This is a genomic window from Pseudomaricurvus alkylphenolicus, assembly GCF_011683955.1.
Classification (GTDB): domain Bacteria; phylum Pseudomonadota; class Gammaproteobacteria; order Pseudomonadales; family Cellvibrionaceae; genus Pseudomaricurvus; species Pseudomaricurvus alkylphenolicus.
Genome location: NZ_JAAQPI010000003.1, coordinates 291,749 through 309,131, shown reverse-complemented (window position 1 = coordinate 309,131; position 17,383 = coordinate 291,749). Strand labels below are relative to the sequence as shown.

13 protein-coding genes are annotated in these 17,383 nt (G+C 54.8%); 5 read left to right on the top strand and 8 right to left on the bottom strand.

Going from position 1 to position 17,383, the window contains the following annotated elements; translation table 11 throughout:
• Positions 1-2 precede the first annotated feature (2 nt).
• Together tal and HBA55_RS10110 are read right to left on the bottom strand one after the other, a co-directional pair.
• Positions 3-974, bottom strand: coding sequence for a transaldolase (gene tal / locus HBA55_RS10115; protein ID WP_166990078.1), 972 nt, complete (start codon positions 972-974; stop codon positions 3-5).
• A 531-nt stretch (positions 975-1,505) separates the two neighbouring features.
• The gene (locus HBA55_RS10110; RefSeq protein WP_166990076.1) at positions 1,506-2,372 is read right to left on the bottom strand and encodes a helix-turn-helix domain-containing protein; all 867 of its coding nucleotides are present in this window, start codon (positions 2,370-2,372) and stop codon (positions 1,506-1,508) included.
• Between the two features lie 138 nt (positions 2,373-2,510).
• Here HBA55_RS10110 and HBA55_RS10105 point away from each other — a divergent pair, with 138 nt between their 5' ends.
• Together HBA55_RS10105 and speB are read left to right on the top strand one after the other, a co-directional pair.
• Positions 2,511-4,163: an HAD family hydrolase gene (locus HBA55_RS10105; RefSeq protein ID WP_166990074.1), complete on the top strand. Its 1,653-nt coding sequence runs from the start codon at positions 2,511-2,513 to the stop codon at positions 4,161-4,163.
• Positions 4,164-4,252: 89 nt separating this feature from the next.
• Positions 4,253-5,194 (top strand): agmatinase, encoded by a 942-nt coding sequence (gene speB / locus HBA55_RS10100; protein ID WP_166990072.1) that lies wholly within the window; start codon positions 4,253-4,255, stop codon positions 5,192-5,194.
• Positions 5,195-6,137: 943 nt separating this feature from the next.
• Here speB and HBA55_RS10095 read toward each other — a convergent pair.
• The 3 genes from HBA55_RS10095 to HBA55_RS10085 form a co-directional block, all read right to left on the bottom strand.
• A complete protein-coding gene (locus HBA55_RS10095) occupies positions 6,138-7,550 on the bottom strand; it encodes an aldehyde dehydrogenase family protein (RefSeq protein WP_166990070.1) in 1,413 nt (470 codons plus the stop codon).
• Positions 7,551-7,642: 92 nt separating this feature from the next.
• On the bottom strand, positions 7,643-9,031 hold the full coding sequence (locus HBA55_RS10090) for an aminotransferase (protein WP_166990068.1): 1,389 nt from the start codon (positions 9,029-9,031) through the stop codon (positions 7,643-7,645).
• Between the two features lie 591 nt (positions 9,032-9,622).
• Complete coding sequence (locus tag HBA55_RS10085; RefSeq protein WP_166990066.1) at positions 9,623-11,908, bottom strand: TonB-dependent receptor; 2,286 nt, start codon at positions 11,906-11,908, stop codon at positions 9,623-9,625.
• Positions 11,909-12,060: 152 nt separating this feature from the next.
• On the opposite strand from HBA55_RS10085, the gene HBA55_RS10080 reads away from it, so the two are divergent.
• Both HBA55_RS10080 and HBA55_RS10075 read left to right on the top strand, forming a co-directional pair.
• Positions 12,061-12,900: a helix-turn-helix transcriptional regulator gene (locus HBA55_RS10080; protein WP_166990064.1), complete on the top strand. Its 840-nt coding sequence runs from the start codon at positions 12,061-12,063 to the stop codon at positions 12,898-12,900.
• A 95-nt stretch (positions 12,901-12,995) separates the two neighbouring features.
• The gene (locus HBA55_RS10075; protein WP_166990062.1) at positions 12,996-14,237 is read left to right on the top strand and encodes an MFS transporter; all 1,242 of its coding nucleotides are present in this window, start codon (positions 12,996-12,998) and stop codon (positions 14,235-14,237) included.
• Positions 14,238-14,254: 17 nt separating this feature from the next.
• Here the strand turns inward: HBA55_RS10075 and HBA55_RS10070 are convergent, their stop codons facing one another.
• The 3 genes from HBA55_RS10070 to HBA55_RS10060 form a co-directional block, all read right to left on the bottom strand.
• Positions 14,255-14,416 carry a YqaE/Pmp3 family membrane protein gene (locus HBA55_RS10070; protein ID WP_166990060.1) on the bottom strand — a complete coding sequence of 54 codons (162 nt, stop codon included), beginning with the start codon at positions 14,414-14,416 and terminating at the stop codon, positions 14,255-14,257.
• 124 nt (positions 14,417-14,540) lie between these two features.
• Positions 14,541-14,996, bottom strand: a complete 456-nt coding sequence (locus tag HBA55_RS10065; protein ID WP_166990058.1) for a hypothetical protein — start codon at positions 14,994-14,996, stop codon at positions 14,541-14,543.
• 9 nt (positions 14,997-15,005) lie between these two features.
• Entirely contained in the window at positions 15,006-15,491 is a 486-nt protein-coding gene (locus HBA55_RS10060; RefSeq protein ID WP_420821496.1) for a cupin domain-containing protein, read from the bottom strand.
• 159 nt (positions 15,492-15,650) lie between these two features.
• Between HBA55_RS10060 and HBA55_RS10055 the strand changes: the two genes are divergently transcribed.
• A complete protein-coding gene (locus HBA55_RS10055; RefSeq protein WP_166990054.1) occupies positions 15,651-17,126 on the top strand; it encodes a sigma-54-dependent transcriptional regulator in 1,476 nt (491 codons plus the stop codon).
• Positions 17,127-17,383: the final 257 nt, after the last annotated feature.

Sequence of the window (17,383 nt, the reverse complement as noted above, 5' to 3'; positions counted from 1 at the left end):
TCTCAGGCACAGGTGAGCAGATCAGCCTGCTTGACCAGCAGCAGTTCCAGCTGGCGTTGGTCCACGGCGAAGTTGCGGATGCCTTCGGCCAGTTTTTCGGTGGCCATGGCGTCTTCGTTCATGGACCAGCGGAAGCGGGGTTCCGGCTCGATCAGCATCGCCTGGGGGGCGCTGCGGTTGTTGGGATTGAGTTTGCGCTCCAGTGGACTTTCTTCAGCGGCCAGTTGTGCCAGCAGAGCGGGGCTGATGGTGAGCTTGTCACAGCCGGCCAGTTGTTCGATTTCGCCCAGGTTGCGGAAGCTGGCACCCATCACCACGGTGTTGTAGGTGTGCTGCTTGTAGTAGTCGTAGATGCGGGTGACGGAGAGTACGCCGGGGTCTTGTTCTGGCGGGTAGTGGTCGCGGCCACTGTGTTTTTTGTGCCAGTCGAGGATGCGGCCGACAAAGGGGGAGATCAGGAATACGCCCGCGTCGGCGCAGGCGGCGGCCTGGGAGAAGCCGAACAGCAGGGTCAGGTTGCATTGGATGTCTTCCTGCTCAAGTTGTCGGGCGGCCTGGATGCCTTCCCAGGTGGAGGCGATTTTGATCAGTATTCTCTCGCTACCGATACCGCGTTGTTCAAACAGTGCCATCAGGTGGCGGGCGCGGCGCAGGGTGGCGTCGGTGTCGTAGGAGAGGCGTGCGTCCACTTCGACGGAGATACGGCCTGGGATGATTTGCAGGATTTCGCAGGCGATGGCGACGGAGAGCTGGTCCATGCAGGTGTTGAGCTGGTCTTGACTGCTGCCGTTGTCGAGTTGGGCGGCGCGGATGCAGTTGACTACCAGATTGCGGTACTTGGGCAGTTGCGCGGCCTTGAGCAGCAGTGAGGGGTTGGTGGTGGCATCCTGGGGTTTGAATTGGGCGATGGCGTCGATATCACCGGTATCGGCGACCACTTCGGTCATGGTTTTGAGTTGTTCGAGTTTGTTCATTGTGAGCGCTTTGGGTTATTGCCAGTCGTGGTCATAAGGTAGCGCTGGGGGGCGATGGGGTGTTACGTCGCAGTTGGCTGTGGGGTGGTACTTTTTTGTGGCTGCCGGTTTCTGCACTGGCAGGGTCGAGTAGGCAGCAGAGTGCCATAACCGGAAGTTCATAATCCTGGTTCAGGGCACCATGGGCGTTCGATAATGTCCGCAACGGCCGCACGAGGTAGGGTGGATTAGAAGCGCTTTGCGCTTCGTAATCCACCGATCCGCCGAAGGTTTAAATTGGCGGCGGCCGTGTACAAATCACCTGTTGCAGGCACATTCAAGGGTGTTAAAAACCGGGCCGAAGCCAACGAACATCTCCGGCAGAACCGGCGGATTACGGCGCAAGCGCCTAATCCGCCCTACGCATAAACAACGCCGTCAGAGTACCAATCCTGCGAATTTCTAAGACCGGTTATGGCACATTGCCGTCAAAGCCTGGACACAAACTGCCGACAAGATTTCCACAGAACCCTTCGATTTCAAGGCCTGAGATTAATTGCTGACAAGCTGCCGCTGCTGTCTGCGATATTCACTGGGGGTAACTTGTTTGATTTCGACAAAGCGGCGGTTGAAGTTGGAGAGGTTGGCGTAGCCGCAGCGAAAGGCAATATCCATGATGTCGTCGTCGCTGCTGGCCAGTTGACGGCAGGCTTCGGTGATGCGCATAAGGTTGACGAAGGAGACGAAGGTGCGGCCCGTTGTTGCGCGAAAGAAGCGGCTGAAGCTCTGGGGTGTCATGTGGACAAGGTCGGCGACGTCGGTTTGTTTGATTTCCTCTTGCAGGTTGCGCTTGAGGTAGTCCATCACTTTGTTGAGGCGGGCGCTGTGGAATTGGCTGTTGTCCACGACGTAGACTTCGCTGGTCAGCGGACTGGTGCCAGTTGCCTGGCAGAGTTGATCGAGCAGTTGAACGAACAGTGACAGGCGGTAGAGACCGCGCTGTTGTTCGATTTGGGTGAGCAGGTCCAGGATGGGGTTAAGCTGTCCGCCGTCGAAGTGGAGGCCGCGTTTGGCTTGCTGCAGCAGTCCTGCCAGGGGAGAGGCTTCGGGCAGGCGCAAGAAGTCGTTGCCGAGGCAGGCGGGGTCGAATTGCAGAACTTGCATTTCGTTGTTGTGCTGGTCGGGGTCGCTGACCCAGCAGTGGGGGATGTTGGGGCCGATAAAGACCAGATCACCGGGCTGGAAGGTTTCGACGCTGTCTCCCACGTAGCGGGTGCCTGCACCACGCACGATGTGGGCCAGTTCGCACTGGGGGTGGTAGTGCCAGCTGTGGTCCTGCTGGAACGCTTCGCACTGGAAGTGCAGGGAGCGGATGGAGTCGTTGCCATCGAGCTGGACGGTTTCGAAGGTCGGGTCCATAGCACGGGTCGAATGTGTGTTTGAGTGTTTTTAGGGTAGCGCTTTTACGGCTGCCGTTTCAACTGTGATGAGTGTGGGGCGCCGGAGCGCTCAATGGACTAGTCTTAAAGGGACGGTTGCAGACAGGAAAGTATAAGAATGAATGCCTTAACACCTCCACGGTTGATTCTCTTCGATTGGCATGGAACTTTGGTCAATACGCTGGATGCGATGTATCAGGCGGTCGAGGCGTTGCTGGCCCAGCTGGATGAGTTGGAGCTCTTACCTTATCTGATTCCCGAATCCCAGGCACGCAACGCGGATGATGAGAAGTTGTTGCGCTATATTCGGATTTTTCGTCATTTGCACCCGCGGATTCTGGCGGAGCGCCGTGTTTCCCGTACGGATATTTTTGATGTGCTGTTCGGTGGTGATGAGCTGGCGAAGAATACGGCTCATCAGGCGTACAACCATAACTACCGTCAGTTTTACGGTGAGGTGACACCTTTTCAGGACGGAATCTACGGTTATCTGCAGTGTTTGAAAGGGGCGGGAATCAAACTGGGTGTCGCCACCAATCGCAGTCGGGAGTTTCTGGATGCCGAGATGTCGGTGGTGGATGGAGGCCGTTGGCGATCGTTTTTTGATGTCAGTTTGTGCGGCAGTGAGGCCAAACGTTATAAACCGGCGCCGGATGTTTTGGAGGAGTCGGCGGAGGCCGTCGGGCTGACGGCGGAGGAGTCGGTGTGGTATGTGGGCGACAGTCAAAGTGATATGGCGACTGCCCGTCGCGCCGGTGTGACGAGGGTGTTTTATAACGGCGCGCTCTGGCCGGACGATTGGTTCGAGCGAACGTTTAGCGGCAGCCAGAGTCATTATTCGCCGGATGCGGTGGTGCCGGACTTTGACGGGTTACTGGATTTGCTGGAGCATTGTGGTGTCGGTTTTGAACAGCGTCCAGAGCGCTTGCCGCCGCGCCAGCCACCTGTACCACGAATTGAACCTGACTGGCATCCAGCGGTTGCTCAGCTAACACCACCTTCTTTGATCCTGTTTGATTGGCATGCGACCCTGGTAGATACGCTCGATGCGATGTATCACGCAGTGGATGATATGTTGGCGGAATTTGATGAATTGGATTTGATGATTCGGTTAGTAACTCCGGAGCGGGCGAAGTCACCGGAGGACATGAAGCTGGTTTCTCATGTTCGGGAGTATCAGCAGTTGCATCCTAAAATAAAGGCGGACCGGAAAATTTCACGTACGGATATTTTCGAGGTATTGTTTGGTGAGGACGATGAAGCCAAACGCATTGCTCATGGGCATTTTACCCGTCACTATCGTAAGTATTACGGCACGGCGTTACCGTTTGAACCGCAGGTTCGGCAGGTGCTGCAGGGGTTGAACGAGATCGGTATGCCAGTGGGGGTTATTACCAATCGTGACCGGGAGTTTTTTGTGGCGGAGTTGGGTAATGTGAATGGGGAGGATTGGTCGGGTTATTTTTTGACGGATGTTTGTGGCGACGATACGGTGAAACGTAAACCTCATACGGATCAGCTGCAAAAGGCGGTGGACAATTTGGGGCGGGCATTGGGTCCCGAGGTTTGGTATGTGGGGGACAGTACTACGGATACCATTGCTGCAAAAAGTGCCGGTACGACCAGCGTGTTTTTTAATGGTGCACAGTGGGATTTGCCCTGGCTGAATAAGATTTTTCCGGGTAATGAGCGTTTTCCCCATAAGCCGGATGTGGTGGTTAACGACTTTTCGGAATTCTGGGCGCTGGTATTGGCCTGTCGCGCGGAATAGTCTGTTGTTTGTCTCCCCCAGGTGGGGGATGGCGGTGAATTTCCCGATCTCTACACTGGTGGGTTCATGTATCAGGAGAGAGGAAGAGCATGTCCCGTCCCACCGATTTTGCCATTACCCGTGAGGACCTGAAAGGTAGCGATGTAGAGCCTACCTATGCCGGTGTGCTGAGTTTTATGCGCCGCAAGTACAGCCGCGACCTGGAGGGTGTGGATGTGGCGGTTACTGGTGTTCCCTTTGATTTGGCGGTCTCTAACCGTTCCGGGGCGCGTATGGGCCCGCGGGCGCTGCGAGCGGCGTCTTCCAATCTGGCCTGGGGTACGGTCGCTCACTGGGGCTTTGATCCGTTTGAGGAGTTGGCCGTTGTTGACTACGGTGACTGCGGCTTTGACAGCAGTTGTCCCAGTGAGGTGCCTGAGGTTATTGAGAGCCACATTGCCAATATTATTGAGCAGGGGCCGGCCACATTGATGTTGGGTGGGGATCATTTTGTAACCTATCCGGCGCTCAAGGCCTATGCGAAGAAACACGGGCCGATTTCGCTGATTCATTTTGATGCCCACTATGATACCTGGAATGACAGTAAGGGTACGATTGATCATGGAACGATGTTTTACCATGCAGCCAAGCAGGGGATTGTGGACCCGTCTCGTTCGATTCAGATTGGTATGCGCACGGCGATTGATGACACCATAGGCTTTAAGGTGTTGGATGCCCATTGGGTGCATCAAAATGGTGTCGATGCAGTGGTTGAGGCGATTCGTGAGCGGGTGGGGGATCATCCGACCTATTTGACCTTTGATATTGATTGTCTGGACCCGAGTTTTGCGCCTGGAACGGGTACGCCGGTGATCGGTGGTTTGAGCAGTTATCAGGCGCAGCGAATATTGCGTGGGTTGGAGGGAATTAATCTGGTTGGTATGGATCAGGTTGAGGTGGCGCCTGCTTATGATCACGCGGAGATGACGGCGCTGGCGGGAGCGAGTCTGGCATTGGATATGTTGTGTTTGTTTGCTCGTAGACCTCGGTAATCTCAGTTCTAACGAAACTCAGGGTTCAGACTAGATTTTCGCGTTCTTTTTGAAAAATGCCCTGCCCCCTTTTCTTGTTGTCTGGGGACTACGAGTTCTTTCCTTAGTTCGTTGGTTTCAAGTTCTGTGCCTCAAGCGGCGCCTGGGGGTTTCGTTTTCCGAGCTGTCGGGCGGCCGTCCCGGCTGCCCTCAGTCACCAAAAAGCCCGGCAAAAAACGCCGGTCTTTTTGGCTCTTTCGGCGCCCTCTTTAATGCTCGGAAAACGAAACCCCCAGACACCGCTAACACCGTAGTTCATCAAGTTTATTGCCTCATTGTTACTAAAACCCTTCCCGATTCAGCTTACCTGAGTTTTCCGGTAAGTGCGGTATTCATGGTAGATGGCGCTGCGCTAATCCATCCTATGTTGAGTAGTTTTTCAGTACACCAAAGTAGGGAATTGGAGACGGATCTGCAATATCTGCCTGGTTTTTCGTGTTCGCGGGGACGGTCAGCAGCAGTCTGGTTTCCGGTAGGGAAAATTCAAGACAAAGCCTGATTAAGACAGAAAAACTATGGGTGTGACCATTAAAAAATCGGTGCAATCTTGCTAGCGACTGAGCGCATACAAAGTAAGGTGTAACGGCAGGGAACCAAGGTGTTCAAAACGTAGCTAAAATTCACTACAAGCCCAAAACAAACAACCCCCCATTAAAACCACCCAACAACGAGAACTGCGGAGTAAAGGCGGCTGGGTGTTTCGATTTCGGCCCGTAAAGATGCCGCGCCGAGCGAGTCAAAGAGACCGGCGTTTTTTGCCGGGCTCTTTGGGGAGGGAGGGGACCCCGGAGGGGCGCAAATCAGGGCAGAAAGCGGAATACCCAGTCGCTATGAGGCACCCATACCAGACGCCACTTTCGTCCTCACAGAGCCCGATATTCCAGCTTTAAAAACAACCCAAAAATCAAGGCCGCTGAATCGCCTTAACCTCCATAAATTCCTCAACCCCAATCACAGAAAACTCACGCCCATTACCAGACTGTTTATAACCACCAAACGGCGCGTGATAGCTAAACTGTGCACCATTCATATAACACTGACCAGCACGAATCTGCCGCGCCAACTTCAGCGCATTTTCTTCGTTATCGGCGTAAACCGCAGAAGAAAGACCGTAAGGTGTATCGTTGGCAATCTCCACCGCTTCTTCAACAGAGTCGTAAGCAATCATGCACAGAACCGGACCAAAGATCTCCTCACGAGCTATCTCCATTTCATTGCTGACATCCGCAAAAATCGTCGGCTCGACATAGAAACCCTTGCCGTCTACCTGCTGTGCTTTACCACCACACAACAGACGTGCACCTTCGTCTTGACCTTTTGCAATGTACTCCAAGACTCGCTGCTGTTGCATTGAAGAACTCATTGGTCCCAGGAACGCGTCTTCGCCGGTGCCGACTACCAGGGATTCAGCCACGCCTTTGGCAATTTCGGTAGCTTGCTGGTATTGACTGCGGTGAACCAACATACGAGTCAATGCCGTACAGGTCTGGCCGCTGTTAAGCATAACGTCTTCAACACCGTAGCGCACGGCGGCTGCCAGATCGGCTTCCGGTGTAATGATGTATGGAGACTTGCCTCCCAGCTCTTGAGTAACGCGTTTAACGCTAGGAGCGGCGGCTTTGGCAATTTCGATACCTGCGCGGGTGGAACCGGTAAAAGACACCATATCCACATCCGGGTGTTGGCTCAGCCGGGAGCCGACGACTTGGCCCCGACCAGGGACCAAATTGAACACACCGGCGGGTACGCCTGCGTCCGCCATAATTTCTGCCATCAGGTAATCCTGCAGCGGAGTTTGCTCGGAGGGTTTAACCACCATAGTGCAACCCGCGGCAAGAGCGGCACCAACTTTACCGACGAATTGGTGCAGCGGATAGTTCCACGGATTGATAAATCCGCACACACCCACTGCTTCCCGCACAACCAGGGAGTTGCCCATGGTTTGCTCGATCTCAATCTGATCCAGGGAATCTGCAAACAGTCGCATGCCTTCGATGGGGCCTTCTATCTGCAACCAGGCGGCGGTGGCGGCAGGGCAGCCCATACTGCTGGATACGGCATCGACCAATTCATCGAAGCGCGCCTGCATGCCGTCGGCAATGGCAACCAATAGTTGTTTGCGTTCCTCGATAGTGGTTGCGGACCAGGCGGGAAAAGCGGCTTTGGCAGCGGCGACGGCCGCATCTACATCAGTTGCCGTGCCGGCTGGCACGCGTGCGATTTCGGTTTCGGTGGCGGGGTTGATAACAGGCAGCCATTCGTTCCCGCGAGAGGCGCTCCAGTCGCCATTGAAAAACAGTTTGTCGAGGTTTTGCATAGGTGTTCTCCAAAAAAAGGGGGCGGACGAAAACTTGGTTTTCATCGGCCCCCGAATCAGTCTGTCAGCACATGGTGTTCATCAATTGGGTATTACAAGGAGTAACCTTCGTTGTTTAGCTCGGCAACGGTTTCTTCGATGCTGGCGCGCAGGGTGTCAACGATAAAGTCGATGTCTTCGCGAGTCAGGTTCAACGGCGGCGACATCACGTTCAGGTGCACGATAGGGCGAACGATAAGGCCTTTTTTGTCGGCGTTGTTGGAAATACGCTTGCCGATATCCAGTTCTTCGGGGAAGAGTTCGCCGTTTTCTTTATTGGCAACAAATTCCACGCACCACATAAAGCCTTTGCCGCGTACGTCACCGACGATGGGCAGGTCGCGCAGGCTGGCGAGGCGATCTTCGAAGTAGGGGCCAAGTTCTTTAACGTTGGCCATCATTTGCTCGCGCTCCATGATTTCGATGTTTTTCAGAGCGGCGGCGCAGGCAACGGGGTGGCCGGAGTAAGTAAAGCCGTGTGCAAAGCAGCGGCCGTGGCCTTCTTCGCTGATGACGTTGTGGATTTCATCAGAATACAGGGTGGCGCCCAGGGGCTGGTATCCGGAGGTCAGGCCTTTGGCGCAGGTGATGATGTCTGGCTGGAAACCGAAGACGTCTTCGGAGGCGAACCAGTGACCGAGGCGGCCGAAGGCGGTAACCACTTCGTCGGAGACGTAAAGGATGTCGTATTTCTTGCAGGTTTCCCAGGTGCGACGGTGGTAGCCTTCGGGCGGTACGATAACGCCGCCGGCGCCGAGGATGGGCTCTGCGAAGAAGGCGGCGACTTTGTCGGCACCCAGTTCGAGGATTTTGTCTTCGAGTTCTTGTACCAGGCTGTCCAGGAATTCGGCTTCGGTTTTACCACTGTCGTCGCCGTAGTACTTGGGCGCGGAGATGTGGTGGATGGTGTCGCTCAGATAGTCAAACTCGGGCGGATGGTCGCCGGCTTTGCCTCCGATGGACATGGCGGCAAAGGTGGAGCCATGGTAGGAGGATTTGCGCGAGATGATGTGCTTTTTATCGTGCTTGCCGCGGCAGTTCTGGTAGTAGTGAATCAGGCGGAAGGCGGTGTCTACCGCGGTGGAGCCGCCGCAGCTGTAGAAAACGTGGTTGATGTTACCCGGTGCCAGTTGGGCGAGTTTTTCGGCCAGCAGGGTTGCGGGGACGTTGGTGAGGTCCACGAAGGGGCTGGAGTAGGACATCATTTTGACTTGTTCAGCGATGGCTTCAGCCATTTCGTCGCGGCCGGTACCAATGTTGTTGCACCAGAGGCCGCCGACGGCGTCGAGGTAGCGGTTGCCGTCGGTGTCGTAGATGTAAGCGCCCTCGGCTTTGGCAATAGGCAGGGCGCCTTCGGTGTTGTAGACGTCCCAGACAGTCCAGGGGTGGGTGAAGTGGGCCTTGTCTTTTTCTACCAGTTGTTGGGTGCTGTAGTCAGTCATTTTGTTCTCTCTGGTGTGTCTTTCGTGATGTTGACAGTATGGGAAATTGTGGGATCTTTCGGTATCCCGCTTAGGGGGGATGCCGGATTGAGAGGTTTGCTTCAGACAGGCAGCTTCGTGCCATAACCGGAAGTTCATAATCCTGGTTCAGGGCACCATGGGCGTTCGATAATGTCCGCAACGGCCGCACGACGTAGGGTGGATTACGAAGCGCTTTGCGCTTCGTAATCCACCGATCCGCCGAAGGTTTAAATTGGCGGCGGCCGTGTACAAATCACCTGCTGCAGGCACATTCAAGGGTGTTAAAAACTGGGCCGCAGCCAACGAACATCTCCGGCAGAACCGGCGGATTACGGCGCAAGCGCCTAATCCGCCCTACGCATAAACAACGCCGTCAGAGTACCAATCCTGCGAATTTCTAAGACCGGTTATGGCACTATGCTGACTACTAGACCACAACCAAACTTGCAATAAAGACAAGCCAGAAGGGATGCACGTATTTGAAGGGCTCTCAGCTTTTTCCAAAAAAAAAGGCAGCCTTAGCTGCCCTGAAGATTCCTAACCAATAATTGGGTCGGAGAGGAGAGTCGGTTACATAAAGTTGTACTTTACATTTACGCCATAAGTCGTTGGTTGCTGGCGATAAACGGTACGACCGGCGAAACCCGTAAATGAATAAGTGTCCGCGTCATTGTTCTGCAGATTACGTCCCCACAGCGACACGCTCAGGGTTTCATCGCTGCTGTTGAACGAGATCATGGCATCGAGGCTTTCGATTTCGCCGTATTGGGCGTTGGCGTCAGCCAGCTGTGCGAATTGTTCGTCCACCCAGCTGTAGCTGGTCTGCAGGCGGATGTTCCAGTCTTCGGTGAGTGGAGTTTCGTAGGCGATCAGGCCGTTGTAGCTCCACTGGGGTGCCTGGGACAGGGGGGTGCCTTCGGGCAGCGCGGCGCCCAGGGCGTCAACGAAGCCGAAGCCGTCTTCGGTGGCCTGGTCGTTGGCGGTGGGGTCGGGGTTGATACCGCGCAGTTCCGCCATGCTTGGGGCTTTGGTGACTTCGGTGTCGAGGTAGGCGACGCCAGCGGAGATGGTGAGTTCGTCAGTGGGCAGCCAGTAGAGGTCCATTTCGAAACCTTTGGTTTCGGATTCGGGGATGGAGGCCAGGGTGGTATCCAGTACCGGGAAGCCCAGCAGTTCGCTGAATTCATCGGAGACGAAGGTGAACAGGGATTGACGGTTTTCGTATTCGAGCATAAACACGGCGCCGTTCAGCTGCATGCTGCCGTCGAACAGGTTCCATTTGAAACCGGCTTCCCAGGCGAGCACGTCTTCGGGTTTGATGTAGCTCCAGGCGTCGCTGTCGACCACCGCCGCGCCGTAATACACGCCGCTTTTGTAGCTGGTGGAGACGCTGGCATAGGCCAGGATGTCTTCGTTAACGTCCCAGTCGATGCCGATCTTTCCGGTCAGTGCGTCTTCGTCGTGGGCTTCGTCGAGGCGCACGATGTCAAAGCTTTCACCAAAACTGAGGTTGGTGTTGTTGCCGTCGAAGGAGCGGTCGTCGTAGGAGTAGCGTACGCCTACGGTCAGTGCCAGTACATCGGAAAGCTCGGTTTCAGTGTGCAGATAGAAGCCGTAGGAGTCAGTTTCCTGAGTGTAGTCGGAGATAAACTGGTCGAGGCCGAAGGCGTCAATGTCTTCCTGGGTCAGCACGCCGGTGGCAGCGGCGTCGGTGACGAGGAAGGAGTCGTCGAAGATGTCGATGACTTCAACATTTTCATTGGAGATGTTAAATCCGGCCACCCAGTTGAAACCATCGGTGCTGTTGCTGACGAAGCGCAGTTCCTGGGACCACTGGCTCAGTTCGTTGTCCTGCAGCAGGGTCATGGTGGAGGCGGCGGAGCCATCGTAGTTGTCGACGATGTCGCGCTCGTAGGCGTCATAGGCACTGATGGAGACGAAGTCAAAGTTTTCGAAGCTGTAGTTGAGGGTCAGGGCAATACCGTGGCCGGATTCGTCGCGTTTGACGTCGAGGTTGCCGACATTGACTTTGCGGGCATCGCTATTGGAATTGAGGACGTTGAGTTCGGGAATAAACAGAGCGTCGCCAATGCCTTCGCTGTCGGGAGACAGGGGTTTGGATTCGTCGCTGCTGTAGTAGACGCGCAGGTTACCATCGCCGTTGTCGCCGAAATCGAAGGCCAGCTGGCCGCGGATGGCGAAGCGGTCCTGCAGGCCGAACTCTTCACCGGTGGTGTCGTCTTGCTGCCAGCCGTCCTGGGATTTGACGTAGTTGAGACTGACCCGACCGCGTACGTTGTCGCTCAGGGCATTGCTGACGGCGGCGGTGACTTCAAGAGTGTCAAAGCGGCTGTAGTCGGCTTCCACATAACCTTCGAGGGTTTCGGTGGGCTTGTTGGTGATGAAGTTGATGGCGCCACCGGTGGTGTTTTTGCCGTAAAGGGTGCCCTGAGGGCCTTTGAGGACTTCCACTCGCTCGATATCGAACAGCTGGCCGCCGAGGTAGGCGGGGCTGCTGGCGAAAACTTCGTCGGTGTAGACGCCCACGCCACTGGAATTGTTGGCACTGAAATCATCCAGGCCAATGCCGCGGATGGCGAAGATCGGAGTGCCACCGGAGGTGGAGTTAACGGTTACCAACCCGGGTGTGTGGCTGCCGAGGTCGACGGCGGAGTCGATCCCCACGTCTTTGAGTTGATCGCCGGAAAAGGCACTGGCGGAGACGCCGATGTCGTTGACGGATTCAGCCCGCTTTTGGGCTGTGATGATCACTTCCTCGATCACGGCGGAGAGCGTGTGTGGGGCGGTGGTGATCAAAGCGGCGCCCAGAAGGGCGTTGCGAAACTTGGGCATCATGTGTTGCTCCTCAATATCGTGGGTATTTGTCGCAATTTGCATTTGTAGGTGTTGTTGTTATGCTTTTTTGAGGATCTCACTATTCCAGTTTTACGGCGGACTGTTGATCCCCTGAAGAGGGGATGAGCGTCCCGAGCGGCAGGAGGACACGTTTGAATTCATCGGATTTTGCACCAGAGCTGGGCGCTGGTTGGCATGAAACACTGGCGTCGGTAATTGAGAAGGACTTTGGCAATGATGCCATTGGCGAGCTGTTGAAAGGCCTGGAAAGGCTGGTCGATGGCGAATCCAGCATGGTGCTGCTGTACCCCCCGGGGCAGTCTCCCCACATTACCCACTCTCGTTTGTTGGCCAACGAAAGCCGTCAATTGCATGTGGAAAAGTATGAGACGGTGGCCTATCTGCTGGATCCCCACTATCGAGGCGCCCTGGATCAGGGACTGGAGGGCGTTTATAGCCTGCAGGAGGTGGCTCCCACAGGGTTTGATGAGTCTGAGTATTACAATGTCTACTATTGCCAGGCGGGGCTGGTCGACGAGATTTGCTTCATATATAAGGCTGATCATCGCATCATTGTGAGCGTGTCACTGGGCCGGCGAGAGGGCAGTCAGCCATTTACCGGTAATGAGCTGCAACGATTGCGACGTGTGGGACCTCTGGTGCGTGAGGTCTTGTTGCGTTGGGTGCGTTCATTGCATGGCGACAAGATGAACCTGGAGGCGCACCTTGACTGCGCGCTCAAGAATTTCGGCTCCTCGGTGTTGACCCCGAAGGAATCGGAAGTGGTGTCCCTGTTGTTGCATGGGCACAGCATGAAGAGCATCGCTCAGAGGCTGGACAACAGCCTGGAGACCATTAAACACCATCGTAAGAACATCTACAGTAAGCTCGATATCACTTCACAGTCAGAGCTGTTTTACCTGTTTATCGAAGCTGTGCGGCACAGTCCGGCCACCCCGGATCAGGATCCTCTGGCCTTGTACGAGCGCTGATTAGAGGCTTGGGGGAGGTCACCTTATCGGGGGATAGGGGAGTCACCGCAATACTGACACAATCAGGGCCATCACAATGATAAGAGTCCGTGCCCATGACCACTGCCGCCGCTGTTGCCCCGGCCCCTTCCCAAGCCCCCGTTTTGACCGATTTTGACGCCCCCAAAACCATCGCCGCTGCGGTAATCATCAGTATTGTCGGCAATGCAGTGTTTATCGGGATGCCGATGCTGGTGGGTGCTATGGCGGACTCCCTCGGCTTCGATGAGCAGCAGCTGGGCTGGTTGGCCTCGGCGGACTTATCCGGCATTTTTGTGGCCTCTATCGTCACCTCCCTCCTGTTAAATCGGGTCAACCGAAGGGCGATGGCGTATCTGGGGATTGCCATCGCTATTGTCACCAATTACCTCTCCACCACATTGAATACCTTTGAGCCACTGGTGGCGGTGAGGGTATTGTCCGGTATCGGTGGCGGAATCTGTTATGCGCTGGGAGTGGCTACTCTGGCGGGCTCTCATCATACCGGTCGCAATTACAGTATCCTGTTGTTTGCCCTGGTGGCGGTCAATGCGATCGAGCTATACAGCTTTCCGGTGATTTCCGAGCGCTGGAATGTAGACGGTATTTTTCTGTTTTTCTGCTTTGCATTTGTACTGGTGGCAGGTTTTGTTCGCTGGTTACCGGCCGGGCCCCTGACGCCGGATGCGTCTGCCAAGGTGGAGGTGACCCCCGAGACCAAAGAAGACTCTGCGCTGGATAAATTGCCGGCCTGGGTGCCCTGGGTGTGCCTGGCCTCGGTGTCAGCGGTGTATGTCAATGTTGGGGCGTTTTGGGCGTTTATTGAACGAGCGGGTGTGGATGCTGGATTGGGCGATGACTTTATCGCCAACACCTTGGCGGCGGGTACCTTGTTTACATTGACGGGGTGTGCGGTGGCCACTTGGGTAAGCAACCGGGTAGGGCAGTCGAAGCCGCTTCTGAGTGCGCTGGTCATCATGACGTTTCTGTTGGTGGGTCTGGCGTTTGATATCAATCCCGTGTCCTATGTTATAGGGGCCACCCTGTTTAATTTTATGTGGTTGTTTATCGATATCTTTCAGTTGGGCACTATCGGCAATATCGACCACAGTGGTCGCTATGCGGCGCTGGTACCGGCTGCTCAGGGGCTGACCCAGTCGATAGCGCCAGCCTTTGCCGGTTATTTGTTGGTGCAGGGAACCGGCTATGCAGGTGTGATGTTGCTGTGCGCGGTGGGTACCGCGATAGCCTTCGTCGGCTATCGCATTGTGTATCGACAACTCAAGCTGCGAGTGCCCGAGGTTGCGGACGCCGCCTGATCAGGGCTTCTTCGGGCTCAGGACTTTGTGGTCAGCCACAAGGCGTGAACCATGCCCGGGAAGAAAAAGATCAGGCACAGTACGATATTAATGATGAGGTCTTTACCTGCGCCGTTTTTCAAAAAGACAGCAATGGGTGGTAACAACAGGGCCAGGATGATCAGTACGACTTTGTTCATGGGGTTCTCCGTTTAAGAGCTTATCTTTGATGCAAAAAGTCTACGCCAGTTCTCATAACCCGGACATGGCAGACCTGTAAAATTTGTGTGAAATAAGCGCAGTGACAATACTGCTATTCAACCGCTACATAAAATTCAGGTAGTACGAAAACGGCGTTGCTCTTCTTTCCAGATGCCAGCGGTTGCCGAGGGCCGCATGGGTAAACCAAAAGTATTCAGTCACGTAGTCGTCCTTGCGCGGTCCCATGGTAATAAAGTACCCGACTTTGACCACCACTCTCTCATTGGAAGAAAACCCCAAGAGTGGTGCACTGGTAGTCACTTCCAAAATCTGAACACCTCCGGCTGCCAATTTCCGGGCTTGATCCGCCACATCAGCGTCTCCAGCGGCCAATGACATCTGAATCTGTTGCATCTGAGCGGAAAAGTGGCGACCGTTCAATTCCCTCTGCAGCTTCTCCATAAGGGGCTTATTGTCGAGCTGGTCACTCATGGATGTGATGCGGATGATGACGAAAATGATGACAGCCACCAGCGCAACCACCGCCTGCCATCCGCTGAAGTTGACTTGTGCTTTCATAGTTTGCCCTTATTGTTCCAGTTCACCATCGAAATAGTCTACCGCATCGGCGGCACGAGTCAGGTGGCCGAATTCCCGTTGGCCAGGCTGACCAATAAATGAGTAGATTTTGTCGGAATCCGGATATTCACAGATATCGACAGGCTCATTGGTGCTCAGGCTGAGATACTTCAATGTGTGGTCACCGGTATTGATAATCTGGTGTGCCACCTCGCGACCACCGGGTGGGCAGGCGATAATATCCAGTGGTTTGAGCGGATATTGTTGAACACCAAAGCGCAGGGTTCCCTCGCCTTCCAGAATCAGGAACATTTCTTCATTGACGCGGTGATTGTGAAACGGGCAGACCTTAAAGCCTGGCTCCAATACAGTAAGGCTATACCCCAGTTTTTGCGCCCCAATGGTTTCGCTGATGGCCGCAAAGCTGGCGTTAAAGGGACCTTTCCGGTGATGCTGAAAGTCTCGGATATCGTTGAGGTTGAGCAGGGGTTTCACAGGCATCGACTCCTATGCATGTTTTCTCAAGCGAATACGCCCGAGGGTGTGTGTAAGCCTAGTGTAGTGTATTAGATAGATTGCCGTTTCATAAGCTTGGCAATTGGCGGTAACATAAACGCTCCATAAATCACTGACATTGCAGTTGTGGCAAAGGGAATGACTGGCGACAAGACCCGAATTTTAATCGTTGACGATGAGCGTCTTCATATTAATATCCTGAACGACATGCTCAAGAGCGAGCATGCTATCAAGGTCGCACTGAATGGACGACAAGCTGTAGAGCGCTCCCTGAGCGATCCGCGCCCCGATCTGATTCTGCTGGATATTCAAATGCCGGATATGGATGGCTTTGAGGTGCTCCGGCAGCTGCAGTCAGACCCGCGCAGTCGCGATATTCCGGTCATCTTCCTGACCGCTCGCGATGCGGAGGAGGATGAGGCCCGGGGGCTGGAGTTGGGTGCGGTGGACTATATTACCAAACCCCTGTCCCCAGCGGTGGTTCGTGCGCGCATTAATACCCATCTCAGTTTAAGGCGCAGTGTGCGGGAAACACTGGAGGCAAAGCGTCAGGCGCAGTCGTTACGAACCCAGGTCGGTGCATTGACCCGCAGTCTGTCCAATGAAGTCCTCAAACATCCGCAAGCCTTCGCAGATATCGTCACCAGCAGCCCGGAGATGCATGGGTTATTCCACTATATGGAAGCGGTGGCCGATACCGGTGAGCCCGTGCTGATTACCGGCGAAACCGGTGTTGGCAAGGAGTTGTTTGTACGTGCCTTGCATCGACTGTCCCAACGGAGCGGGGATCTGGTGGCGGTCAATCTGGCAGGACTGGATGATCCCACCTTTGCCGATGCCTTGTTTGGTCACAAAAAAGGCGCTTTTACGGGGGCGGATCGGGACCGCAGTGGTCTGGTCAAGGGGGCTGAAAAGGGGACTTTGTTTCTCGATGAAATTGGAGACCTGGCGCCCTCTTCTCAGATTAAGCTATTGAGGCTGTTGCAGGAACGATCCTATCACGCGCTGGGTGACGATCAGTTGCAGACAATGGACGCACGTATCATGGCTGCAACTCATCAAGATCTGCAGGCGCTGATGCGTCAGGATCGCTTTCGGACTGATCTGTTTTACCGTTTGTCAGGCCACCATATCCATATTCCAGCGTTGCGGCAGCGGCCAGAGGATATCGCGCCCCTGGTGGCTTACTTTTTGGAGCAAGCTTGTCACACCGCGCAATGGGATTCGCTGGAGGCGCCCCCGGAGTTAATCAGCCTGCTGAAGTTGTACGATTTCCCCGGTAATGTGCGTGAATTGCGGGGACTGATTGTTGATGCAGTAGCACAGCATCGAGGGGGTCCCACCTTGTCCATGAAATCGATTCGCAGTGCCATTGAATCTCGCAAGGCCACACAGTCCCCTTCGGCACACACCAACGAAGAGGAATCTATTTCACTCTCATTCAAGGGACGCTTACCTACCCTGGAGGAGGCGGAAACGTCGTTAATTGACGAAGCCATGCGCCAGGCAGGCAATAACCAGGGGATTGCCGCCTCGCTGCTGGGTATATCCCGCACTGCTCTAAACCGCCGTCTCAGTCGCCGACTTCAGCAGCGTCTGGATGAGCAGTACTGAGCTGCCTTGAAGGGGGGTGTGCCAATTTGCACACATGCACACCCGACTCCGAACTTCCTGGATCTATTTAAGTCTTTGAATCTAAAGCAGTTTATCTTTTTGACAGAATCTCGTCTTCTGTCCCTGTGCATTCTGGCTCACCCCTCAATGGGGTTTGTAGTTTTCGCCTCTCTTCGCTATCTCTTTGATGTTATTGCACTTTTTTCTCACCCATTGGCTTGGCCCAATTCTTGATGCTGTTTCTCAAGGGTTGATCA